Here is a 24,011-nt window from a genome sequence, read left to right as displayed (position 1 = left end):
CCGCTCCAGCCGCAACCATTGATCGTCCCTCAGAACTTCTCCTTCCACGCCAGCCTCCAAAAGCCAGCGTTGAATCAGAGCTTCAGCCCAAAGGGAATCCTGAAATTGTCACCACGACCTAGAGTCTTTCCGCCTCCTACATCAAATGCACGATATGCTTGGATAGGAGAGGGAAAGGCTCCAGGCGCTTCGCAAGGAGCGAGTGCCAAAAGCTAGAGTCTTTTCGAGTCCGATAGAATCACCACCACCAACCTCATGCTGAGGAGCGCTCCGCAGGAGCGCGTCTCGAAGCATGGGCACGAACACCACGCCTGTTGCCAATCCTTCGAGACGCAGCCTGCGGCCGCTCCTCAGGATGAGGTGGTGCGGGTTGACTTGAAGCGGAAAGACTCTAAGCCTCGCGACAGCTCTTGCAGGAGAGCTTCGGCGCCGTCCGCCTTCCGTCCTTGCGCGGGCGGGCTTCGGCGTGGCCGCAGACGGAGCAGCCGTTGATCTCGAAATGGATCCAGTGGGTGGGATCGCCGCAGGCCTCGCAGGGCAGGCCGCGCCGCGATTCGATGTGACCGAACCCGGGCGCGTGGCATTTCGGGCAGAGGCACTGCAGGCGTTTGGCGAGCTGCCAGCCGGCCGCGCGCAGCACCTTCATGCGGGTCGGATTGCGGTGCGCCCGCATGTCCGAATAGAGGACCGCCAGCCCTTCGGTGGAGCGCTCGGCCTCGCGATCCATGGTGGCGATCACCTCCTCCTCGGTGGCGAGGCCCTTCACCGGATGGTCCATGTCGGTGCTGCAGGCGACGAACACGCCGTAGCGCGGGAAGCCCATCGCACGCAGGACGGTGAGGCGGGCAGGGTCGCCGACGCGGAAGCGCGACAGCCGCCAGCTCGAATGACGGGTCGGGAAGGTGTCGACCAGCCGAAGTCCGCGCTTGCGGTCGACGAAGGCCAGGATCTCGACGCCGCAGGAGATCAGCGGGACGCGGTCGATGGGCCCGTAACTGCCCTCGCTGGCGACCGCGCAATCGACGTCCATCGTGCGGAAGGCCAGTTCGGCCTTGAGAAGCGAGGTCTCGACCAGCACGTCGGGTCGCGGCACCTCGCCGGAGAAAGTGCCGAGCACGTCGGTGTCCAGCTCGGGCACGGCGACGATGTCGGCGCCGAGCACGCGCCGGAATGCGGGCCCGAGCGCCCGCTCCTTCTCGTGCATCGTCGCCAGCCCGATGCGGGCATGGGCGTAGGGGTGCGGACCAGACACGAACGCGCCGCGGTTGAAGCTTCGCGTTACTCCGCCGCCTGAGGCATCGCCTCGCGCGCGAGTTGCTGCTCGACCAGCGTTGCCCAGTAGGACGCGCCGAGCGGCAGGATCTCGTCGTTGAAGTCGTAGCCCGGGTTGTGAACCATGCAGCTTCCGGCACCGTCGCCGTTGCCGATCCAGATGTAGCAGCCCGGCTTCTTCAGCAGCATCCAGGCGAAGTCCTCGCTGCCCATCGCCGGCGTCGGGTTGCGGTTGACGTTCTCGAGGCCGACCAGCGACGCCGCGGCGTGGGCCGCGAACTCCGTCTCCTGCGTGCTGTTGACGGTCGCCGGATAGCGCTTCTCGTAGCGCCACTTCACGACCTCGGCGCCGAAGCCCGCCGCGACGTTGCGGGAGATCTTCTCGATATTCTTCTCGATCAGGTCCTGCACCGGCTTCTTGAAGGTGCGGACCGTGCCGCGCAGCACGCATTCCTGCGGAATCACGTTCCAGGCGTCGCCGGCATGGATCTGCGTGGTCGAGACGACGGCAGTGTCCATCGGGTCGACGTTGCGCGCCACGATCGACTGCAGAGCCGTCACGATGTGCGCACCGACGACGACCGGATCGATCGTGTGCTGCGGCATGGCGCCGTGGCCGCCGACGCCCTTCAGCACGACCTCGAAGATGTCGTAGGCGGCCATCATCGGGCCGGGGCGAACCGCGAACTTGCCGACCGGGATGCCCGGGATGTTGTGCATGCCGTAGACGCCCTCGACCGGGAACTTCTCGAACAGCCCCTCTTCCACCATCACGCGGCCGCCGCCCTCGTTCTCCTCGGCCGGCTGGAAGATGAAGTAGACCGTGCCGTCGAAGTTCCTGGTCTCGGCAAGATACTTGGCCGCGCCCAGCAACATCACCGTGTGACCATCGTGGCCGCAGGCATGCATCTTGCCCGGGATTGTCGACTTGTGATCGAACTGGTTGGTCTCGTGCACGTCCAGCGCATCCATGTCGGCGCGCAGCCCGATCGCGCGGTTGGACGTGCCCGAGCGCAGCACGCCGACGACGCCGGTCTTGGCCAGCCCGCGGTGGACCTCGATGCCGAAGCTCTTCAGCTTCTCGGCGACCACATCGGCCGTCCGCACTTCCTCGAAGGCCGTCTCCGGGTGGCTGTGAATGTCATGACGCCACGCGGTCATGTCCTTGTGGAACGAGGCAATGCGGTTGATGACCGGCATCCTGAACTCTCCGTTGCAATGTTGCGCCGGATCGTAAGCGAGCCCCGCTACAGATCAAGCGCGCTCGGCCTCCGCCGACGCACATCAGGGCTGACGCGGAAGGGCTCTGCCGCCCGTCAGGTACCGACCGTGTAGGTCCGGTCCTCGATCGGCAGGCGGCCTTCCTCGATGGCGTGGCAGGCCACAGTGCCGCCCTCGATCGGCAGCGCCTTGGGCCGCTCGCTCTTGCAGCGGTCGTTTGCGAACGGACAGCGCGGGTGGAAGGAGCAGCCGGAGGGTGGATTGATCGGGCTCGGCACCTCGCCACCGACCGGGCTGCGCTGGCGGCCGGTCATGTCGAGGTCCGGGATCGTGTCGAGCAGCATCCGCGTGTAGGGGTGCTTGGGCCGGGTGAACAGCGTTTCGGTCGGCGCCACCTCCACAAGACGGCCGAGGTACATTACGCCGACCCGTGTGGAGATGTGATAGACGACCGCAAGGTTGTGGCTGATGAACAGATAAGTGAGCTGCAGCCGGCGCTGCAGGTCGACCATCAGGTTCAGAATCTGCGCCTGCACCGAGACGTCGAGCGCCGAGGTCGGCTCGTCGCATACCAGGAACTCGGGCTCGCTGGCGAGGGCACGCGCGATCGAGATGCGCTGGCGCTGGCCGCCTGAGAATTCGTGCGGGTACTTGCGGCCATCGGCCGGGTTGAGGCGCACCTGGCGCAGCAGCCCGCCGACACGGGCTTCGAGATCTGCCTTGTCCTTGGCGAGGCCAAAGGCACGGATCGGCTCGGCGATGATGTCGAACACGCGCCAGCGCGGATTGAGGCTGGCGTAGGGGTCCTGGAAGATCATCTGCATGCGCCGGCGCAGCGCGGCCATCTCCGCCGCGCTGTGGCGGCCTCCCATGTCGTTTCCGTCGATTTCGATCGAGCCGGCGGTCGGCGGATAGAGCCCGACCACCAGGCGCGCCACCGTCGACTTGCCGCAGCCCGACTCCCCCACCAGGGAGAAGGTCTCGCCCTTGGCAATCTCGATGTCGATCCCGTCGACGGCCTGGACGATCTGGCGCGGCCGGCGCTCGATGGTGCGCACCAGCCATGGCGCGGAGACGTCGAAGTAGCGCTTCAGGCCCGCGATGCGGACGAACTGGCTGCCACCGCCGTCAGGCATCGACCGTCTCCTTGCCGACGGCCGGCCCGACACCGCCGCGATCGTGTAGCCAGCAGGCGGCGCGCGTGGTGCCCGCCGCCATGAGATCGGGCCTCTCGACCAGGCATCGCTGTCCGCGCGCGCCGCAGCGCGGGTTGAAGGCACAGCCCGGCGGGATCTCGGTCAATCGCGGCATGGCGCCGTCGATCTGCGTCAGTCGCTCGCTGCGGACACCGAGGCTCGGGATCGAGCCCATCAGCCCCTTGGTGTAAGGATGCTTGGCGTGCTTCACCACGTCGCGCACCGGTCCGATCTCGGCAATGCGGCCGGCATACATGACCGCGACGCGGTCGGCGGTTTCGGCGATCACGCCCATATCGTGCGTCACCAGCATCACCGCCGTGCCGTGCTCGCGGCAGAGCCGTTTCAGGAGGGCGATGATCTGGGCCTGGATCGACACGTCGAGCGCCGTCGTCGGCTCGTCGGCCACGATCAGGCGCGGCCCCGCGCACAGCGCCAGGGCGATCACCACCCGCTGGCGCATGCCGCCGGAGAACTGGTGCGGATAGTGGTCGATGCGCATCTCGGCGCCGGGGATGCCCACTTCCTTCAGCAGTTCGATCGCCCGCGTCCGGGCTTCGGAAGCCGACAGCGGAAGGTGGGTCTGGATCGTTTCGACCAGCTGGCGGCCCACCGAATAGAGCGGATTGAGGCTCGTAAGGGGGTCCTGGAAAATCGCGCCGATACGGGCGCCGCGCACCTTGCGCATCTCCTCGTAGGGCAGATTGTCGATTCGCCGCCCCTCGAGACGGATCTCGCCTCCGGCGACCCGGCCCGGCGGCTCCAACAGGCCGATGATGGCGTTGCCGGTCAGCGACTTGCCGGCGCCCGACTCGCCCACCACGCCCAGCACCTCGCCGGGCGCGATGTCGAAGGACACATCGTCGACGGCCAGCAGGGTACCGCGGCGCGTCGGGAACTCGACGCGGAGGCTGCGGACTTCGAGCAGCGGCTGATTGTTCGATGCGGCGGCCATCGCGCTTGCCCTATCGAAGCTTCGGGTTGAGGGCGTCGCGCAGCCAGTCGCCCAGCAGGTTCACTGCCAGAACGAGCGCAGCGAGCGTGATTCCGGGGAACACCGTGATCCACCAGTCGCCGGACTGCAGCACCTCGTTGCCGAGGCGGATCAGCGTGCCGAGCGACGGCTCGGTGGACGGGAGGCCCACGCCGAGGAAGGACAGCGTCGCCTCGGTGATGATGGCGAGGCCGAGATTGATGGTCGCGATGACCAGCACCGGCCCGGTGACGTTGGGCAACACGTGCCGGACCATGATGAGTATCGGCGACAGGCCGATCACGCGGGCCGCCTGGACGTATTCCTTGTTCTTCTCGACCATCACCGAGCCGCGGACGGTGCGGGCGTACTGGACCCAGAACGAGAGGCCGATCGCGCCCACGATGACGTAGATCGCGATCTCGTCGTGCCGTTTCACCGAAATGATGCCGCGTACGATGCCGTCGATCAGTAGCGCCACCAGGATGGCGGGGAAAGTCAGCTGAACGTCGGCGACTCGCATGATCAGCGCGTCGACCGCACCGCCGAGATAGCCGCTCAGCAGGCCGAGCGTGATGCCGAGCGTCATGGCCACGACGACCGACGCGAAGCCCACGATCAGCGACAGGCGGGTCCCGTACATGATCGACGAGAGGACGTCCCGGCCCTGATCATCAGTACCCAGAGGAAAAGCCCAGTCGCCGTCGGAAGACAGCAGCACCGGTGGCTTGAGGCCGTCACTGAGGCTGAGCGTCGCCGGATCGAACGGTGTATGAGGCGCCAGAACCGGCGACAGGAACGCCACCGCAATGATCAGGAAGGTTGCGACGGCGGCGACCACCGTCATCGGCGAGGACTTGAAGCTCCACCAGATGTCGCTGTCGGCCGCGCGATGCAGCCATCCGGTTTGTTGCGATCCTGCCGTCATCTCAGTGCCCTGCGACCCGCGCCGTGCCGCCCTGGCTGCGCAGGCGCGGATCGACGACGAAATAGAGGAGATCGACCGTGAGGTTGATCAGCACGAACAGGAGTCCGATCAGCATCAGGTAGGCCGCCATCACCGGAATGTCGGAGAACTGCACCGACTGGATGAACAGCTGTCCGACGCCCGGCCAGGCGAACACCGTCTCGGTAACGATGGCGAAGGCGATCAGGGCGCCAAGCTGCAGTCCGGTGACGGTGATGACCGGCACCAGCGTGTTCTTGAGCGCATGGCCAAAATTGATGGCGCGGTTGGTGAGCCCCCTCGCCCGCGCGAATTTGATGTAGTCGGTCCGCATCACTTCCAGCATCTCCGATCGCACCAGCCGCATGAGCAGCGTGAGCTGGAACAGGCCGAGCGTGATCGAGGGCAGGATCAGCGCCTTAAGTCCCGACCACGTAAGGAAATTGGTGGTCCACCAGCCAATCTGGACGGTCTCGCCGCGCCCGAATGAGGGAAGCAGCCGCAGCCAGACGGCGAACACCAGAATCAGCAGGATGCCGATCAGGAATGTCGGCAGCGAAATGCCGATGAGTGACACGGCCTGGAACAGCCTGCTCGACCAGTGCTTGGGGTAGAGACCGGTATAGACGCCCATCGGCACGCCGACGAACAGGGCGAACACGGCGGCGCAGAGAGACAGTTCGAGCGTTGCCGGGATCCTCTCCAGGATCAGCCGGCCGACCGGCTCCGAGGTCCGGTAGGACAGGCCGAACTTTCCCTGCGCGGCATTGGCAATGAAGTGGAAGAACTGAACCGGCGCCGGATCGTTCAGACCGAGCTTGGTACGCAGTTCGGCGCGTTCCTCCATCGTCGTGTCCTGGCCGACCATGGCGTTGATCGGGTCGCCGACATAGCGGAACAGGGAGAAGGCGACGACGCCCACCGCCAGAAGCACGGCGATCGATTGCAGGAGTCGTCTCAGGATGAAGGCTAGCATTGGATTTCTTTTGAGCCCGCACGCTGCGCCTGCAGGATTGGCGCCAAAACCGAACCGGCCCCGGCCGCACGTTGGGTGCGGTCGGGGCCGATCGTCGAAGTCGTCAGGCCGTCTCTACTTCACCTGGACGAAGCGCAGCGGGAAGCTGTTGTCGGCGGGCTGAACCAGATCGATGTTCTTGCGCGCCGCCCACACGACCGCCTGCTGATGCAGCGGGACGTAGGCGAAATCGTCGACATAGAGCTTGGTGGCCTCGCGGATCATGGCGTCGCGCTTGGCCTTGTCGGTCTCCTGCTCCATCGAGTCCGCCAGCTTGTCGACGGCCGGATTGGAGTAGCCACCGGCGTTGAACTGGCCCTTCTTGGTGGCGGCGTTCGGGGTCTGGATCAGCGCCTCGAAGACGTTGTGCACGTCGTAGGTCTGCGCCGGCGACCAGCCCAGCATGTAAAAGCTGGTATCGCCCGGCTTGAGGTCGGCCTTGCGCAGGATCTTGGCGAAGTAGAGGTTGCGGGTCTGCGCCCGCAGATTCACCTTCACGCCGATCTTGGCCAGCATCGCCACCACGGCCTGGCAGATCTTCTCGTCGTTGACGTAGCGGTCGTTGGGGCAGTCCATGCCCACTTCGAAGCCGTTGGGATAGCCGGCGTCCGCCAGCATCTTCTTGGCCTCCTCGGGCTTCAGCAGCGCCGGCCGCTTGTCGAGGTCCTTCATGTAGCCGTTGATGCCCGGCGCCACCATCAGGTTGGTCGGGAACGACTGGCCGCGCATCACGGTCCGCTTGATCGCGTCGACGTCGATCGAGCGATGGATGGCCTCGCGGACCTTCTTGTCCTTGAACGGGTTCTTGCCCTTGACGTTCGACTCGAGCAGCTCGGGCCGCTCCTGGTCGAAGCCCAGGAACACCACGCGGGTCTCGGGGCCTTCCAGTACCTTGACGTTGGCGTCCTTCTTCAGCGATTCGGTGTCGGCCGGCGGGACCTCGTAGGTCATGTCGATGTCGCCGGCCTTGAGTGCGGCAATGCGGGTCGCCGGGTTCGACACCGGCGTGAAGATCACTTCGGTGATGTTGTGGACGGGCTTGTCCCACCAGTTGGGATTGTTGACCAGGATCGTCTTCTCACCTGCCTTGCGCTCCTTGAGCATGAAGGGGCCGGTGCCCATCGCGTTGCGGGTCGCGAAGTTCTCCTCGTTCTTGGTCATGTCGGCGGAATTGACGGCATTGTTCTTCTCGGCCCAGGCCTTAGACATCATGCCGAGCGCGGCCCATTTGTCGGCCAGCAGCGGATCGGGATACTTGGTCGTGACCTCGACGCGCATGTCGCCGGCCTTCTTGATCTCCTTCACCGAGACGAAATTGCTGCCCATGTTCGAGCCGGGACCGTTGGCGCGATTGAGCGAGAACACAACGTCGTCGGCCGTGAGCGGCGTGCCGTCATGGAATTTGACGCCCGGACGAATATCGAAGAACCAGGTAATCGGGTCGGTCTGGCCCCACTTCGTGGCCAGCGCCGGCTCGAGCTTAAGGTCCTTGTCGCGGCGGATCAGCGGCTCGTAGATGTTCGAATTGAAGGTCAGGAGGAACGTCTCCTGGCGGGCATAGGGGTCCATCGAGCTGACATCGCCCGAATTGGCCCATTTGAAGGTCTTGGCGTCGGCCGCCGGCGTGAAGGCGAGGCTGGCGCAGGCGAGCGCCGTCAGCGCCACTGAATGCCGCAGATTGAAGTGCATGGATCTACCCCCTCGATGGTCCCCGTTGGCCGCCACAGAGGGGCCTCCCCGGCCGCCGCCCCTGCATCAGCGCATATCTCATTGAAGTTGCACCGGGCCCCCGAGCGCGTCAATTGCACAAAAAATTTGCATGGACAGGCACAGTGAACTTCATGCTCAGGCGGGTTATCGTGCGCCCCTCACTGTTCCAGGGGTACCGGCATGAATGACGTTTCTCGCAGCTTCCGCGGCAATTCCAACGCCTCGCGGGACATTGCCCACCACCTGCACCCCTACACCAACTTCAAGAAGCACGAGGCGAGCGGCCCACTGACCATCGTGCGCGGCCGTGGCGTCTACGTGATGGACGACGACGGCAAGGAATACATCGAAGGCATGGCGGGGCTCTGGTCGGCCGCCCTGGGCTTCAGCAACGAGCGGCTGGCGACCGTCGCCTACGAGCAGATGAAGCAGCTGCCGTTCTACCACGCCTTCAACCAGCGCTCCCACGAGCCCGCGATCAACCTCGCGGAAAAGCTTAAGTCGATGGCGCCGGTCGAGATGTCGAAGGTGTTCTTCGCCAACTCCGGCTCCGAGGCCAACGACACCGTCGTGAAGATGGTGTGGTACATGAACAATGCGCTGGGCCGGCCGCAGAAGAAGAAGATCGTCTCGCGCATCAAGGGCTATCACGGCGTCACGGTCGCCTCGGCGAGCCTCACCGGCCTGCCCACGAACCACCGCTCGTTCGACCTGCCGATCCAGGGTGTGCTGCACACGTCCTGCCCGCACTTCTACCGCTTCGGCGTCGAGGGCGAGACCGAGGAACAGTTCGCGACCCGCTGCGCCGAGGAACTCGAGGCGCTCATCATAAAGGAAGGCGGCGCCGACCAGGTGGCCGCGATGATTGCTGAGCCCGTCATGGGCGCGGGCGGCGTCATCGTCCCGCCCAAGGGCTACTACGAGAAGATCCAGGCGGTCTGCCGGAAGTACGACATGCTGTTCGTCGCCGACGAGGTGATCTGCGGCTTCGGCCGGACCGGCAATGTCTGGGGCAGCCAGACGATGAACATCAAGCCGGACATCCTGACCTGCGCCAAGGCGCTGTCGGCGTCGTTCCTGCCGATCTCGGCGGTGATGGTGAGCGACAAGGTCTACCAGGCGCTGATGAGCGAGAGCGACAAGATCGGCACCTGGGGCCATGGCTTCACCTACTCCGGCCATCCGGTGGCCGCGGCCGTCGCGCTCGAAGCCCAGAAGATCTACGACGAGACTGACCTGTTCGGTCACGCCAGGCGCACCAGCCCGGCCTTCGCCAAGCACGTCCAGTCCTTCGCCGACCATCCGCTGGTGGGAGAGGCGATGAGCGTGGGCATGATGGGCGCGCTCGAAATCGTCGCCGACAAGAAGACCAAGGCGCCGTTCGACCTGGTTGCGGTCGGCGCCGGCCTGCGCGTCTACAACCATGCCGTGGCGCGCGGCCTGTTCATCCGCAACATGGGCGACCGCGTCGCGATCTGCCCGCCGCTGGTCATCAACGAGACCGAACTCGGCGACCTGTTCGGCCGCCTGCGCCAGGCCTTCGACGCCACGCTGGCCGACCTCAGGTCGGAAGGCCTGTTCAAGGGCTGATCGTGAGCGCTGGCTCCGAAGGCGGCGGCGCGACGGCCGTTCGCACGCCGCCTTTCGGCATCAGCCAGCGCATCCGCAGCCGCGCGATCTGGGCGGTGTCGCTTTTCACCGCCGCGATCCCGCCCGCCATCGTGGGCCTCGGGATCGCGACCGCCACCGACGACCAGGCGAACGTCGCGATGCCCCTCGCCTTCCTCTTCTGGGCGCTGGGCTTCCTGTTCGCGCTGTGGGCCGCCGTGCCAACCCTGCGGCATTGGGACGGACTGGCCGGGCAGACGCGATGGCTGGGGTCTCTGCCGCTCCTGTCGGTCTCGCTGTTCCTCAGCCTCGCCCTGCTCATGCCGCTGCTTCGCTAGTCGCTGAGAACCGTTCTCAGCCCCAGGCGGACCGCGACCAATTTGTGCCTTCCGTGGAATGTCATTGCGCCTAGAGTGGCCGCGCAGGAGACACCCGCCATGGACTACGAAGCCTTCTTCAACGGCCATCTCGGTCGCCTTCGCGACGAAGGGCGCTATCGCGTCTTCGCCGAACTGGAACGCATCGTCGGCGCCTTTCCCCGTGCGCGCCTGCACCGCGAGGGACAGGACCCGTGCGATGTCACGGTGTGGTGCAGCAACGACTACCTGGCCATGGGCCAGCATCCGGCGGTCGTCGAGGCGATGCAGGCGGCGATCGGCGCCCAGGGCTCGGGCGCCGGCGGCACCCGCAACATCTCGGGCACCAACACGCTGCACGCCGCACTCGAGCGCGAGCTGGCCGCGCTGCACGGCAAGGAAGCCGCGCTGGTCTTCACCTCGGGCTATGTCGCCAACGAGACGACCCTGCAGACGCTGGGCGCGATGCTGCCGGGCTGCGAGCTCTATTCCGACGCTTTCAATCACGCCTCGATGATCGCGGGCATCCGCCACTCCGGCGCCACCCGCCGCATCTTCCGGCACAACGATCCGCGGCATCTCGATGAACTGCTGAGCGCTGCCGATCCCGCGACGCCCAAGATCGTGGCATTCGAATCGGTCTACTCGATGGACGGCGACGTCTCTCCGATCGGCGAAATCTGCGACGTCGCCCATCGCCATGGCGCCCTCACCTATCTCGACGAGGTCCATGCCGTCGGCATGTACGGCGACCATGGCGCCGGTGTCGCCGAGCGCGACGGCGTGCTCGACAAGGTCGACATCGTGCAGGCGACGCTCGCCAAGGCGTTCGGCGTGGTCGGCGGCTACATCGCCTCGACAGCGGCCACGGTCGATTTCGTGCGCTCCTGCGGCTCGGGATTCATCTTCACGACCTCGCTCCCGCCGGCGATCGCCGCCGCCGCGCTCGCCAGCGTGCGCCTCGTCAGCGGCCAGCCGGAGCTGCGCGCGCGGCACCAGGAGCGCGCCGCCACCCTGAAGCGCCGCCTCACGGCCGCGGGCCTGCCGGTGATGCCCTCGACGACACACATCGTTCCGGTGTTCGTGGGCGACGCGGCGCTGTGCAAGCAGGCGAGCGACCTGCTGCTCGACCGCCACGCGATCTACGTCCAGCCGATCAACTATCCAACCGTCCCGCGCGGCACCGAACGCCTGCGCCTCACGCCGACACCGATGCACGGCGACGAAGACATGGCTCGGCTCGTGACCGCCCTGCAGGATGTGTGGCACACGCTGGGCCTCGGCTCCCGTGCCGCGGCCGAGTAGTCAGGGCCCGGACGGCAACGCTTCCTAGACAATTCTCGAACCTCGGCGTGCAGCGAAGTTGCATCACGGCGGACCTGGAAGCGTCTGAAGAGCTTCGATGCGGGATCTCGTCTCGATTATGAGGCAGGTCGTGGTGAATATTCCTACCCACAAACCGCGACCCTGCATCGATCCGACAAACGCACAGCTTTCTTGAGCGTAGACGCGCCATGCCTCCTGCGCCTTGATCAGGTGGGCTCTGAGTTGCTCGGTCGTATTCCTCGAATCCAGAACGGCGGACAGCGGCCGTTCTGGAAGTTTCTCGAGCGCCGCCTTGAAGGCTTCGTCGAGCTTCCTTTCCTCCTCGCTCAATACCGCCTCGATGCATTGAGCATAGGCCACGGCACCTTGGCCGCTGTCGCAGTTTGCAACATCTGCATGCGCATCGATTGCCAAAAGGAGGACCGCGAGAAACACGCCGATCCGACGCCAGATCATCGCGAACTCCAGTTATGCCGCTCGCGTCACAACTTCTCCTAGCACACACGGTAATGCAACCGAATCGCCTTCTATAAGACGGTTCGATAGTCGATGCCCGTCCACTACTCCACCGTCCGCATCGACCACAGGCGCGAGCGCAGCAGGACCAGGGCGATCAGGACCAGCATCGCCAGCGCCGGGAACAGCAGCGCGGCCTTGAGGCCCCAGATCGAGCAGATCGTGCCGGTCAGGAAGGCGCCGATCGGGCCGCCGCCACTCAGACCCAGCTGGAACAAGGACATGAGGCGTGCGCGGTGCGTCGCCGGCGCAACGATCTGCACCACCGTGCGGCTCTGGGTCATGGTGATCCCGGCGCCCAGGCCCCAGACGAAGATCAGCGCAAGGAAGATCGGAAATGGCGGCAGCGTCGCAAGCGCTATCAGGACCACGGCGCCCGTGAGCACCGCCGCCCCGATCAGTCGTCCGCGCAGCGTGAGCCGGCGCGCAATTCCCGCCAGCGCCATGCTGGCCACGATGGTCGCGGCCCAGAACGCGAGGTTCATGTAGGAGAGTTCGGCCGCTCCGCCGGCATAGTGGTCGCGGATCGCCAGCGGGAGCACCGCCATGAACGGGCCGACATAGAAGACGCCGACTCCGAAGTTGAGCAGCAGCACGGGCCAGATCTGGTCCGACTTCGCGGCGGCCGAAACGCCCTCGCCGATGCTGCGCCAGAAGCCGGGGTGTTCGGTCTTCGGATGGGGCGGCGGGTCGGGCAGTCGGCGCACGAAGATGCATCCCGCCAGCACCATGCCGGAATGGAGCAGCAGGAGCGGCACGGCGCCGAAGCGGTCGGCGGTCGAGGCGCAGGCAATGCCCAGCAGCTGGCCGCCGAACTGCAGCGCCGTCGCCAGCGCCACGGCCTTCGGCAGGCCGCCCCTCGGGGCCACGACCGGCAGGAGCGCGTCGCGGGTGGGGATGGCGAAGGCGCTGATCGCGCCTGCCGCAATGCCGTAAGCGATCAGGAGCGGATAGCTCAGCCCGTCGGACCACAGGACCAGCGCCAGGGCGAGAGGCGGCAGGGCGTAGATCAAGTGATAGGAGAGCAGCAGGCGCCGGGCATTGCCGCGGTCGGCGACTAGGCCGCCCAGCGGCAGGAAGAGCAGCGAAGGCGCCATGAGGGCCGCCTGCGCCACGCCTACGGCGAAGGCGTCCATGTGCAGCACCACGGCGACCAGCCACGGGAACAGCACCATCTGGATGCCGAGCGGCACGAACCAGCTGCCGAGGCCGGCGAGATAGACGGGAAAGGCGCTGGCCGAGGGCTTGCCTTGATCCAAGGCGTATCCACCTATATCTTGTAGGCACTTAGTGCCCGTTGCTCATGCAATAGTCAAAGGCCAGACGCCCGTGTCGACCTTCAATCGCAATACCCTGGTCAAGGTCCTCGAGATCCTCGACAGCAGCCACGCCCAGGAAGCGTTGGCCGCCGCCAAGCTCGCCTCGGCCATGGTCCGAGAGGCCGGGCTCAAGTGGGACGACGTGATCGATGCCTCGGTCCTGCCGCGGGTCGCCGCGCCCGTTCCGGCAAAGGCGCCCGGCAGCGGTCCGTTCGGCTATCGCCGCGAGCGTGAACTGTCGCCCCACGAGCAGTTCTTCATGGTGCTGCTGAGCCCGCGCACCCCCGTCGACGTCAAGCGCAAGCTGCGCGCCTGGGAAGGCCGAGTCCTCGACGGCGAGATCACGCCGCAGGAGAGCGCGGACCTCCAGTTCATGTACCAGAGCTTCGTGGTCGGCTGATCCGGCTCAGGCGGCGAGCAGCACGCTCTTCTCTCGCTCCAGCACGCGCTTCACGGCCGGCCGCGCCAGCATGCGGTCCTTCCAGGCGGTGTAGTTCTTCAGCTCCTCGACCGGCAGGCCGATGCGCTTGCCCCAGCCGTAGAAGACCAGCGCGTAGCCGTCGACGACGGAAAATTTGTCGCCCAGTATCCATGTCTTGCCGGCAAGGAGACCGTCGATCTCCTTGAGGTTGGCGTGGAAGTTCTCGCGACCCACGGCCTTGAGGTGGTCGAACACGGCGGTATCGGTCGCAAAGCGCTCGGGGCGCCCGACATGGGTGAAGTTCGGATGTACCGTGTTGGAGAACCACGCCATCAGTGAGAGAGCGCGGGCGCGCTTTACGGCGTCCGTCGGCATCAGGTGCGGCGCGTACTTCGCCGCGATGTAGTCGAGAATCGCGGTGTTCTCGACGATGGTGCCCTCGTCCACCACCAGCGCCGGCACGCGGCCGCGCGGATTGATCTTGAGGTATTCCGGCGTCCGCTGCTCAGCCTTGGCAAAAGAGAGTTCCTGCGAGTCGAACGTCGCGCCGCTCTCTTCGAGACCGATGTGCGACGCCGTCGCGCAGGTACCTGGCGTGAAATACAGCTTGAGCATGCGTCTCTCCCGGAGATCAGAGCGGCTTGGTCACGCCGGCCGGCCTGTTGCGATGCAGGAACTCGCGGCCGATCTTAACGCGCTTTTCGCCGTCGTATTCGACGATGTCGGCAGTGGCGTAGGTCTCCGACCAGTTGGACGGCAGGAACGAGCCCGAGCCCACCACGTCGATCGGTGCCTTCGCCTCGGCCATGACGCGGCACTTGGCCGGACCGAAGCCCGATGAGGCCACGATCTTCACCTTGTCGAAACCGTTGCGATCCAGTTCGGCGCGCAGATGGAAGATCGCCGCAGCCGACACGCCGGTGCCGACGAGATAGCGAAGCTCCTCCTCGCTGCGATAGCCGCGGATCGATTCGGGCGAGAAGCGCTCCAGCACGGCATAGGACGATGCGGGGTCGAGCCCCTCGACATAGCGGCCGCCGGTCGTGTCGAGGCGCAGCGAGAGATTGCCCTGCGCCGCCAACTCGGGAAAGCGCCGGCAAACCTCGAGCGAATCGGAGATCTCACGCGCGAAATAGTCGACAAGGACGGTCATGCCTTCGGTCGGGAAGGTCTCATGGAACATCTCTGCGGCGCGCAGCGTCGAGCCGGCGTAGCCGATCAGAGCGTGCGGCATGGTGCCGAGCCCGAACTCGCGACCGAAGAAGTGCGCCGTGGCGTGGGTGGCGTTGCCGATGAACCCGACGGCGCCGACCTTGCGCTTGGCGCGGGCCGAGCCGACGGAAGCGGCATAGGCCATCATCTCCGCCATCTCGCGGCCCGCGCAATGGCGCGCATCCATGGCGAGGAAGGCCGACTTCGGCATGTCCGCGCACATGGTCCAGGCATTGTAGGCGGCCACGCAGGCCGGCCCCAGCTTCTGCAGGAAGATCGTCTCCAGGTCGACCAGATGGAAGAAGGAGCCGGTGATGTACATCATCGGTTCGCCGGCACCGACCCACTTGCCTTCGCGGTAGCGCAGGTCGAGGTCGATCTTCGCGTTGCGCGCCCGGCAGGTCTCCTCCAGCCAATCGAGCGCGATCCGCGGCGCGAACACCACGGGCCGTCGCATGAAGATCGCGTAGGTAACCGTGCAGTCTCCGAACTTCCCGACCACCTGCTTCGAGCGATTGAAGTAGTGGTCGGTGTAGCGTTCGATCTCGCCGTTCTCGGGATGCGTCATCGGCCCTCCCCGGGGCTCTTTTTCGCGCCAAACTCCGGTGTCGGTCAGACGGCCGGACGCGCCCTTGCGACCGACAGGCGCTCGGCCTTGAGCTGCTCGGCGAGCAGGAAGGCGAGTTCCAGCACCTGACTCGCGTTGAGGCGCGGGTCGCACTGCGTCTCGTAGCGGTCGTTGAGGTTGTCGACGGTGATGTCCGTCGAACCGCCGATGCACTCCGTGACCTCCTGGCCGGTCATCTCGAAATGCACGCCGCCCGGATGGGTGCCCTCGGCGCGGTGCACGGCGAAGAACGCCTTCACTTCGTTCAGGATCGCGTCGAAGTGACGGGTCTTCCTGCCGTTGTTCGCGGTGATGGTGTTGCCGTGCATCGGATCGCACGACCAGACGACGGACTTGCCCTCGCGCTGCACCGCTCGGACGAGCGGCGGCAGCATATCGGCCACCTTCTCCGCACCCATGCGAACGATCAGCACGATGCGGCCGGCTTCATTCGCGGGGTTCAGGGTGTCGATCAGGCGCAGCGTGTCGTCTGTCGACAGCGACGGGCCGCACTTGAAGCCGATCGGGTTGCGGACGCCGCGCAGGAACTCGACATGCGCGCCGTCGGGCTGGCGGGTGCGATCGCCGATCCACAGCATGTGGGCCGAGCAATCGTACCAGTCGCCCGATGTCGAATCGACGCGGGTCAGCGCCTCCTCGTACTGCAGCAGCAGCGCCTCGTGGCTGGTGAAGAAGTCGGTCTCCGCGATCTGCGGCGTCGTGGCGGAGCTGAGGCCACAGGCGGCCATGAAGTTCAGCGTCTCGTCGAGGCGCGCGGCGAGATCCTGGTAGCGCGCCGAGGCCGGAGAATTGCGCACGAAGTCGAGGTTCCAGCGGTTGACCTCGTGCAGGTCGGCATAGCCGCCCTGGGCGAAGGCGCGCAGCAGGTTGAGCGTCGCAGCCGACTGGTTGTAGGCCTGAACCATGCGCTCCGGATCGGGCAGGCGCGCGGCGGCGGTGAACTCGAAGCCGTTGACGTTGTCGCCACGGTACGACGGCAGTTCGACGTCGCCCACCTTCTCGACATTGGACGAGCGCGGCTTGGCGAACTGGCCGGCCATGCGACCCACCTTCACCACCGGCACGCCGGCGCCATAGGTCAGCACCACGGCCATCTGCAACAGCACGCGGAACGTGTCGCGGATGTTGTTGGCGGTGAAATCGGCAAAGCTCTCGGCGCAGTCGCCGCCCTGCAGCAGGAAGGCCTCGCCGTTCGCCACCTTGGCCAGGGACGCCTTGAGCTTGCGCGCCTCGCCCGCGAACACCAGCGGCGGATAGCGGCGCAGGCGTGCCTCGGCGCCCGCCAGGGCGGCCGCGTCCGGATAGACCGGCATCTGCAGGGCCGGCCGGCTGCGCCAGCTGGTCAGTGACCAGTCGGTCGCGCTCGAGCTGCGGGACTGGCCCTGTGCGGGGTTGCGCGAATCGGCCCTGGACTGGCCCTGGATCGCGGTCATCGACTCCTCCTCGACCCGCGGGCCAAAGGGGCCGGCGGGGTGGGTGAAACTATACGCGCTGTGGATAAAAGGCCAGCCGGCTGGCCGGCCCCGTTCTACTCCGCGGCTGCCCGGGTCGGGGCGGAATCCGCCCGCGCCGTGCGCATGGTGACGAATTCCTCGCCAGCGGTCGGATGGATTCCCACGGTGGCGTCGAAATGGGCCTTGGTCGCTCCCGCCTTCATGGCGACCGCCAGCCCCTGGATCAGCTCGGCGGCATCGTCGCCCACCATGTGGATTCCCACCACCCGGTCGGTCGCGGCCTCCACGATCAGCTTCATGAAGGTCCGCTGGTGACGGCCCGAGATCGTGTACTTCATTGGCCGGAAGGCCGCCGTATAGATGCGCAGTTCGCCGAGCTGCAGCCTGGCCTGCTCCTCGGTCAGGCCGACATTGGCCATCTCGGGCTGGCAGAACACGGCCGACGGCACGTCGTGGTGGTTGGCCTTGCGGGGCTTCTTGCCGAATTCCGTATCGGCGAAGCAGTGGCCCTCCATGAGGGCGACCGGCGTCAAGTTGATGCGGTCAGTGACGTCGCCCACCGCCCAGATGTTGTCGGCCGTGGTCTTCGACCACTCGTCGACTGCGATGGCTCCCGCCTTGTTGAGCTGCACGCCCGCCTTCTCCAGCCCGATGCCCGAGGTGTTGGGCGCCCGCCCCGTCGCGTACATCACGCAATCCGTCTCGAACATGCCGCCGAGTGGCGTATGGACCTCGAAGGGCCCGCTCTTGCCGTCGGCGCCCTTGGCCACGATGCGGCCGATCTCGGTTTCGGTGCGCATGCGGATCCCGCTTTCCTTCAGCGCTTCGTGCACGAAGGTGCGGCACTCCTCGTCGAAGCCGCGCAGCACGCGGTCGCGCCGCAGCACGAGATCGACCTTGGCGCCCAGCCCGTTGAAGATGCCGGCGAACTCGACGGCGATGTAGCCGGCTCCGACGATAGTTATGTGCTTCGGCAATTCGGGGAGGTGGAACGCGTCGCTCGACGTGATCGCGAGCTCGCAGCCGGGGATCGACGGAATGACCGGATGGCCGCCTGTCGCAATCAGGATCTTCTCGGCAGTGATCGTCTCGTCGCCAACCTGGATCGTATGCCGGTCCATCAACCGGCCCCGTCCCATGTGCAGTTTGACCCCGGCACCGTCGAGCAGGCGCAGATAGACCGCGTTCAGCCGGTCGACTTCCTTGTTCACGTTGTCGCGCAGGGTCGCCCAGGAATGGGTCGGGGTGGGCACGGTCCAGCCGAAGCCCGCGGCGTCCTCGAACTCGTGCGCGAACTTCGAGCCGTACATCAGCAGCTTTTTCGGGACGCAGCCGCGGATTACGCAGGTGCCGCCGACACGGTAATCCTCGCAGATGCCGACGCGAGCCCCGTGGGTCGCTGCGATGCGCGAGGCGCGCACGCCGCCCGAACCCGCGCCGATGACGAACAGATCGTAGTCGTAGGCCATGACCATCCCCGAGGAGAACAAAACCTCAACGCGGCCATAATTCGGTCGCGGGCCAGACTATATCGGGGCCTAGACGGGCGGGTAAGGGAAATGGCGCGTGCATTGCCGTCTTCCGACACAACTTTAAGGATAGTCGATGCCGAGAATTGCCCTGATCGCGACAGGCCTGCTGATGATGGCCGGCCCTGCCCTGGCCGCTCCCGACAATGCCCAGACGGCGCCGCCAGCGGCGGCCGCAACGACCGCTCCCAAGCCGACGGCGGCCCGCTCCACCGGCGGCGTGATGCGCTACGATGCCAACAAGGACGGGACAGTGACGATCGAGGAATGGAAGACCGGGCAGCAGGCCCGGTTCAAGAGCCTCGATACCAACGGCGACGGCAAGCTCAGCCAGAACGAGATGTATGCCCGCACGCCCGTCGTCGGAAACAGCGTGCTGCCGACCGACCGCCAGGCCGACCGCCAGTCGAGCAATTTTCAGCGGCTCGACACCGACAAGGACGGCTTCGTCAGCCTGACGGAGTTCATGGTCCAGGCCGACCGCAACTTCGCCCGATGCGACACCGACAAGAACGGGCGCATCGACACGGCCGAGTGCCGCCAGGCGCTGCAGCGCAAGCCGGCCGAGCGCTGACCGATCTGCCCGTCGGATACACGACAAAAAAGGCCGCCGGGGATGCCGGCGGCCTTTCGTTCGATCGGGCGAAGGAGATCAGGAACCTTCGGCGGACATGATGTCGCCGAACAGCTCCCAGGTCTCGCCCTTGAACCGGGCCAGTTGCACCGACTGGATCGGGTAGTAATCGGTCGGGCTGGTGCTGACCGTGATGCCCGGCAGCAGCAGCGGCACCCTGTACTTCTTGAAGCTGGTCGCCTGCTTCATGATGTTCTCGCGGGTCAGCGTGTCGCCGCAACGCTTGAGCGTCTCCTCCATCAGGGTCGAGACGGCATAGGCGAAGATGTAGTTGCCGTCGTCCTGATTGGCGCCCGGCATGTACTTGTTCATCCACGCCCGCCAGGTCTTCATCTCCGCATTGTCGTTCCACTGCTTGTCGGTGGGATCCATCAGGTAGAGCGCCGTGATCTGGCCCTGGCTGTTCTCGAGACCGGCCGGCTTCAGCGTCGAGGCGACCGAGGACGACACGTTGTTCAGGTACTGGATGGGCTTCCAGCCAATGTCGGCGGCCTTGCGGATCGCCTGGGCGGCGAACTTCGGGATCGAGATGTTGAAGAACACGTTGGCGCCGGCATCCTTCAGCTGGATGATCTGGCTGTCGACCGTCGGGTCTGTCGTCTCATAGGTGACGTGCTTCACCACCTTGTTGACGTCCTTGCCGAGTCCCTCCTTGAAGCCTTCCCAGTAGTCCTTGCCGTAGTCGTCGTTCTGCATCAGCACGCCGATCTTCGGGTCCTTCACAGTCGCGAGGATGTGCTTGGCATAGATGACGGCTTCGGTGTGGTAGTCGGGCTGGAAGCCCATCGTCCAGGGGAACTCCTTGTACTTGCCCCACTTGGAAGCGCCGGTCGACACGTAGAGCTGCGGTACCTTCTTCTGGTTCATGTAGCGATGGATCGCAGAGTTTGTCGGCGTGCCCAGCGTGTTGAACAGGCAGAGGACCTTGTCCTGCTCCACCATCTGGCGAACCACCTCGACGGTCTTGGCCGGGTTGTAGCCGTCGTCCATGGTGACGAACTTCACCATGCGCCCGTTGATCCCGCCGCGCTCGTTGACGCTCTTCCAGTAGGCTTCCTCGCACTTGCCGATGACGCCGTAGGAAGAGGCCGGCCCGCTGTATGGATTGGTGTGGCCGATCTTGATCTCCTTGTCGGTCGCACCGTCGTCGTACTTTTTCTGCGCGCGAGCCACGCCCGTGACTGCCAATGCCGCTGCCGCGGATACGCCACCCACAAATGAACGTCTGCTGGTCTTCACCGTCGCCTCCCTCGTTAAGCGCTTGCGCGATTTTTTTGTTCGTTGGACAGAATATCGTCATGCAGAATCGCCCGATTGGGAAGGGGTATTTGCGAACCTCTTTACCGCGAGTGAATGTTGCAGCGCACAACCGCCCGCAAAGAAAAAGGCCGCTGGAACGACCAGCGGCCTTTGCGAAGTCCGTATCCCTGGAAAATCAGGAGCCTTCGGCCGACATGACGTCACCGAACAGATCCCAGGTCTCGCCCTTGAAGCGGGCCAGCTGCACGGACTGGATCGGATAGTAGTCGGTCGGGCTGGTGTTGATCGTGATGCCCGGCAGCAGCAACGGCAGCTTGTACTTCTGGTAGTTGGCCGCCTGCTTCATGACGTTCTCGCGGGTCAGCGTGTCGCCGCACTTCTTGAGCGTCTCGAGCATCAGGTTGGAGACGGCATAGCCGAACACGTGATTGGCGTCCGCCTTGTTGGCGCCCGGCATCCACTTGTCCATCCAGGCCACCCAGGCCTTGAAGTCGTCCGTGTTCTCCCACTGCTTGTCCGTGGGGTCCTTCAGGTACTGCGCCGTGATGATGCCCTGGCTGTTCTCGAGGCCGGCCGGCTTCATGACCGAGCCCACCGAGGCGGACACGTTGTTGAGGTACTGCGCCGGCTTCCAGCCGATGTCGGCCGCCTTGCGGATCGCCTGGGCCGCGGCCTTCGGCGTCGCGATGTTGAAGAAGACATTGGCGCCGGAGTCCTTCAGCTGGATGACCTGGCTGTCGACCGTCGGGTCGGTGACCTCGAAGGTCACGTGCTTGACGATCTTGGCGGTCTCCTTGCCGAGGCCCTCCTTGAAGCCCTCGTAGTAGTCCTTGCCGTAGTCGTCGTTCTGCATGAGGACGCCGATCTTGGCATCCTTGACGTTGGCCAGGATGTGCTTGGCGTAAACGACGCCCTCGGTGTGGTAGTCGGGCTGGAAGCCCATCGTCCACGGGAACTCCTTGGGCTTGCCCCACTTCGACGCGCCGGTCGCGACGTAGAGCTGCGGCACTTTCTTCTGGTTCATGTAGCGATGGATCGCCGTATTGGTCGGCGTGCCCAGCGTGTTGAACAGGCAGAGGACCTTGTCCTGCTCGACGAGCTGGCGCACCAGCTCGACCATCTTCGGCGGCGAGTAGCCGTCGTCGCGCGTGATGAAGTTGATCTTGCGGCCGTTGACGCCACCTGCCTCGTTCACCGACTTGAAGAAGGCCTCGATGGTCTTGCCGATCTGGCCGTAGGACGAGGCCGGGCCGCTATAGGGACCGGTATGGCCGATCTTGATCTCGCTGTCGGTCGCGCCGTCGTCGTACTTCTTCTGAGCGAAGGCCGAGTTGGCCCCCAGCACCGCAAACGCTGACGCACCCGCTACAAAACCACGCCTGCTCGTACGCATTTTTTAACCTCCCAAGTGACAATAGCCTGCCGGATCATCGTCTCGATTCCGGCCAGAAAGAAGGCCACCTTTCGGCAGCTTTCCGACAAAGAGGGTCCGGTCAGGCCCGGGCCCCCCGCAGCTTGCGGTAGGCCATGTAGAGGCCGCCGGCGATGCCCATGGGCATCAGGTAGATGATCGCGATCAGCAGCACGCCGAACACCGTGTAGGCCGACAGGTCGAATGGCAGGCCGAGGTCGTTGCGGATGAACTGGGTCAGCGACTGCGCGGAGTTGTCGACCAGGACGTAGAAGATGCCGCCCAGGACCGAACCCAGCAGCGATCCGATGCCGCCCACGACCAGGCCGATCAGGAACTTGATCGACAGGAAGATGCCGAAGCTGTCGGGCGCCACGAAGGCGATGGCCGAGGCCGACAGCGCGCCTGCGATGCCGGTATAGGCGGCACTGATGCCGAAGGTGACTGTCTTGTAGAGGGCGGTGTCGATACCCATCGTGTCGGCCGCCATGTACTGGTCGCGGATGGCCATCATGGCGCGGCCGCTGCGGCTGTTCAGCAGGTTCGCGGCCGCCCAGAACAGCACGATCATGACGATCAGGCAGAAATAGTAGAGCCACTGGTCTTCGCTCAGCGGCAGGCCGAACGGAACCTCCGGCTTCATCAGCACGATGCCCTGCACGCCGCCGGTCAGCCCCTCGAGCCACTTGTATTTGAGGATCTGCGGGACCGCGAGGGCCAGCGCGAAGGTCGCCAGGGCGAGGTAGTGCCCCTCCAGCTTGAGCGCCGGCAGCCCGAACAGATAGCCGACGATGAAGCAGACGATGGCGGCCGCCGGGATCGTGGCCCAATAGGGCACGTTCAGCTTGTCCATCAGGATGGCGGCGGTATAGGCGCCGACCGCGTAGAAGGCGCCGTGGCCCAGCGAGAACTGGCCGTTGAAGCCGGTCAGCAGGTTCAGGCCCAGCACGGCGATCGACGCGATGATCATCGTGCTGACGAGGAACAGACGGTAGTCGGAAACCACTTCGGGAAACACCGGCCGCAGCAGCGGCACGATGAAGGCGAGGACGATCAGCCCCAGCACCCACTTCTTGGACCCGGACATGGTCAGACCCTCTTCACGACGACGCGGCCGAACAGGCCCGCGGGCTTAACCGTCAGCACGAAGATCACGATGATGAGCGCCACCGTGAGCTTCTCGCCGTTGCCGATGATGTAGACGCCGGTCGCCTTCTCGATCTGGTTGCCGGCATAGGCCACCATGTTCTCGAGGATGCCGACGATGAACCCGCCGGCAACCGCGCCTGCCGGGTTCGAGATGCCCCCGACCAGGGCGCTGGCGAAGGCGTAGAGCAGGATGCCGCCCATCATGTTGGGCTCGAGATAGACGATGTGGGCCACCATGATACCGGCCACCGCGCCGACCGAGGCCGCGAGGCCCCACCCCAGCGCCAGCATCCAGTCGACCCGCACGCCGACCAGCCTCGCCATCTGCGGGTTCTGCGCCGCGGCACGCATGGCAAGGCCCAGCGGCGTGTAGCGAAAGAACACGAACAGAAGACCCAGCACGATCAGCGTGACCACGACGACACCAAGCTGGTGCGGCCCGATCACGCCGGCGATGCCGAAGCTGCTCTTGGGGAAGGGCGACGGGAACTCCTTGATCAGGTAGCTCCAGAAGGCGCCCGCCATCGAATTGAAGATCGCCAGCAGCCCGATGAACACCACGATGATCGACAGGACCGGCGCATTGTGCAGCGGTCTCAATATCAGCCGTTCGATCAGCACGCCCATGGCGAACGAGATCAGCACCGTGAGCACGAAGGCTACCCAGAAGCTCATCCCCCAGTTCATCAACTGCCAGGAGATGTAGGTGCTGAACATCGCCATCTCGCCCTGGGCGAAATTGATGTGGTCGGTCGAGACATAGATCATGACCAGCGCGAGGGCCACGCAGGCATAGATGGCGCCGTTGGCGAGACCGGACGCGACCTGCTGGAGAAACTGTTCCATTTACGTCTG

The 24,011-nt window shown here is 65.3% G+C and carries 22 protein-coding genes; 5 read left to right on the top strand and 17 right to left on the bottom strand.

All coding sequences use genetic code 11. The annotated features are described in order from the left end of the window. Positions 1-391: 391 nt before the first annotated feature. The 7 genes from LJ725_RS27500 to LJ725_RS27470 all read right to left on the bottom strand — a co-directional run bounded on the left by LJ725_RS27500 (position 392) and on the right by LJ725_RS27470 (position 8,312). Positions 392-1,252 (bottom strand): DUF6671 family protein, encoded by an 861-nt coding sequence (locus tag LJ725_RS27500; protein WP_230554159.1) that lies wholly within the window; start codon positions 1,250-1,252, stop codon positions 392-394. Positions 1,253-1,278: 26 nt separating this feature from the next. Beyond that, positions 1,279-2,472, bottom strand: coding sequence for a M20 aminoacylase family protein (locus tag LJ725_RS27495; RefSeq protein ID WP_230554158.1), 1,194 nt, complete (start codon positions 2,470-2,472; stop codon positions 1,279-1,281). A gap of 116 nt (positions 2,473-2,588) precedes the next feature. Then, on the bottom strand, positions 2,589-3,629 hold the full coding sequence (locus tag LJ725_RS27490) for an ABC transporter ATP-binding protein (protein ID WP_230554157.1): 1,041 nt from the start codon (positions 3,627-3,629) through the stop codon (positions 2,589-2,591). Next, complete coding sequence (locus LJ725_RS27485) at positions 3,622-4,644, bottom strand: ABC transporter ATP-binding protein (RefSeq protein WP_230554156.1); 1,023 nt, start codon at positions 4,642-4,644, stop codon at positions 3,622-3,624. The genes LJ725_RS27490 and LJ725_RS27485 overlap by 8 nt, the downstream gene beginning before the upstream one ends. A 10-nt stretch (positions 4,645-4,654) precedes the next feature. Next, positions 4,655-5,590, bottom strand: a complete 936-nt coding sequence (locus LJ725_RS27480) for an ABC transporter permease (RefSeq protein WP_230554155.1) — start codon at positions 5,588-5,590, stop codon at positions 4,655-4,657. A 1-nt stretch (position 5,591) separates the two neighbouring features. Then, entirely contained in the window at positions 5,592-6,584 is a 993-nt protein-coding gene (locus tag LJ725_RS27475) for an ABC transporter permease (RefSeq protein ID WP_230554154.1), read from the bottom strand. Between the two features lie 114 nt (positions 6,585-6,698). Further along, positions 6,699-8,312 carry an ABC transporter substrate-binding protein gene (locus LJ725_RS27470; protein WP_230554153.1) on the bottom strand — a complete coding sequence of 538 codons (1,614 nt, stop codon included), beginning with the start codon at positions 8,310-8,312 and terminating at the stop codon, positions 6,699-6,701. A 201-nt stretch (positions 8,313-8,513) separates the two neighbouring features. Between LJ725_RS27470 and LJ725_RS27465 the strand changes: the two genes are divergently transcribed. The 3 genes from LJ725_RS27465 (at position 8,514) to hemA (ending at position 11,602) form a co-directional block, all read left to right on the top strand. Beyond that, positions 8,514-9,923: an aspartate aminotransferase family protein gene (locus LJ725_RS27465; protein WP_230554152.1), complete on the top strand. Its 1,410-nt coding sequence runs from the start codon at positions 8,514-8,516 to the stop codon at positions 9,921-9,923. A gap of 2 nt (positions 9,924-9,925) precedes the next feature. Next, the gene (locus tag LJ725_RS27460; protein ID WP_230554151.1) at positions 9,926-10,279 is read left to right on the top strand and encodes a hypothetical protein; all 354 of its coding nucleotides are present in this window, start codon (positions 9,926-9,928) and stop codon (positions 10,277-10,279) included. A gap of 99 nt (positions 10,280-10,378) precedes the next feature. Beyond that, a complete protein-coding gene (hemA, locus tag LJ725_RS27455) occupies positions 10,379-11,602 on the top strand; it encodes a 5-aminolevulinate synthase (RefSeq protein WP_230554150.1) in 1,224 nt (407 codons plus the stop codon). A 63-nt stretch (positions 11,603-11,665) separates the two neighbouring features. Here hemA and LJ725_RS27450 read toward each other — a convergent pair whose 3' ends face one another. Further along, positions 11,666-12,079, bottom strand: coding sequence for a lysozyme inhibitor LprI family protein (locus LJ725_RS27450; RefSeq protein ID WP_230554149.1), 414 nt, complete (start codon positions 12,077-12,079; stop codon positions 11,666-11,668). 104 nt (positions 12,080-12,183) lie between these two features. Then, entirely contained in the window at positions 12,184-13,398 is a 1,215-nt protein-coding gene (locus LJ725_RS27445) for an MFS transporter (RefSeq protein WP_230554148.1), read from the bottom strand. A 70-nt stretch (positions 13,399-13,468) separates the two neighbouring features. Here LJ725_RS27445 and LJ725_RS27440 point away from each other — a divergent pair, with 70 nt between their 5' ends. After that, on the top strand, positions 13,469-13,858 hold the full coding sequence (locus LJ725_RS27440; protein WP_230554147.1) for a hypothetical protein: 390 nt from the start codon (positions 13,469-13,471) through the stop codon (positions 13,856-13,858). A gap of 6 nt (positions 13,859-13,864) precedes the next feature. On the opposite strand, the gene LJ725_RS27435 is transcribed toward LJ725_RS27440, so the two are convergent. The 4 genes from LJ725_RS27435 to gor form a co-directional block, all read right to left on the bottom strand. Further along, entirely contained in the window at positions 13,865-14,494 is a 630-nt protein-coding gene (locus tag LJ725_RS27435) for a glutathione S-transferase family protein (protein ID WP_230554146.1), read from the bottom strand. 16 nt (positions 14,495-14,510) lie between these two features. Beyond that, positions 14,511-15,659, bottom strand: a complete 1,149-nt coding sequence (locus tag LJ725_RS27430) for a nicotinate phosphoribosyltransferase (protein ID WP_230554145.1) — start codon at positions 15,657-15,659, stop codon at positions 14,511-14,513. Between the two features lie 44 nt (positions 15,660-15,703). Then, on the bottom strand, positions 15,704-17,152 hold the full coding sequence (locus LJ725_RS27425) for a class II 3-deoxy-7-phosphoheptulonate synthase (protein ID WP_268990899.1): 1,449 nt from the start codon (positions 17,150-17,152) through the stop codon (positions 15,704-15,706). A 95-nt stretch (positions 17,153-17,247) separates the two neighbouring features. Next, positions 17,248-18,642: a glutathione-disulfide reductase gene (gor, locus tag LJ725_RS27420; RefSeq protein ID WP_408015777.1), complete on the bottom strand. Its 1,395-nt coding sequence runs from the start codon at positions 18,640-18,642 to the stop codon at positions 17,248-17,250. 136 nt (positions 18,643-18,778) lie between these two features. Between gor and LJ725_RS27415 the strand changes: the two genes are divergently transcribed. Beyond that, positions 18,779-19,276: an EF-hand domain-containing protein gene (locus tag LJ725_RS27415; RefSeq protein WP_230554143.1), complete on the top strand. Its 498-nt coding sequence runs from the start codon at positions 18,779-18,781 to the stop codon at positions 19,274-19,276. A gap of 78 nt (positions 19,277-19,354) precedes the next feature. Here the strand turns inward: LJ725_RS27415 and LJ725_RS27410 are convergent, their stop codons facing one another. The 4 genes from LJ725_RS27410 to LJ725_RS27395 form a co-directional block, all read right to left on the bottom strand. Further along, on the bottom strand, positions 19,355-20,575 hold the full coding sequence (locus LJ725_RS27410) for an ABC transporter substrate-binding protein (RefSeq protein ID WP_230554142.1): 1,221 nt from the start codon (positions 20,573-20,575) through the stop codon (positions 19,355-19,357). Positions 20,576-20,771: 196 nt separating this feature from the next. After that, entirely contained in the window at positions 20,772-21,989 is a 1,218-nt protein-coding gene (locus tag LJ725_RS27405; protein WP_230554141.1) for an ABC transporter substrate-binding protein, read from the bottom strand. Between the two features lie 100 nt (positions 21,990-22,089). Further along, a complete protein-coding gene (locus LJ725_RS27400; protein WP_230554140.1) occupies positions 22,090-23,094 on the bottom strand; it encodes a branched-chain amino acid ABC transporter permease in 1,005 nt (334 codons plus the stop codon). Positions 23,095-23,096: 2 nt separating this feature from the next. After that, the gene (locus LJ725_RS27395; RefSeq protein ID WP_230554139.1) at positions 23,097-24,002 is read right to left on the bottom strand and encodes a branched-chain amino acid ABC transporter permease; all 906 of its coding nucleotides are present in this window, start codon (positions 24,000-24,002) and stop codon (positions 23,097-23,099) included. Between the last annotated feature and the right edge of the window lie 9 nt (positions 24,003-24,011).

This window comes from Reyranella aquatilis, from assembly GCF_020880995.1.
In the GTDB taxonomy this organism is placed as follows: Bacteria; Pseudomonadota; Alphaproteobacteria; order Reyranellales; family Reyranellaceae; genus Reyranella; species Reyranella aquatilis.
Note: the sequence above shows the minus strand (reverse complement) of the source record. Positions and strands in the feature narration are given on the sequence as shown.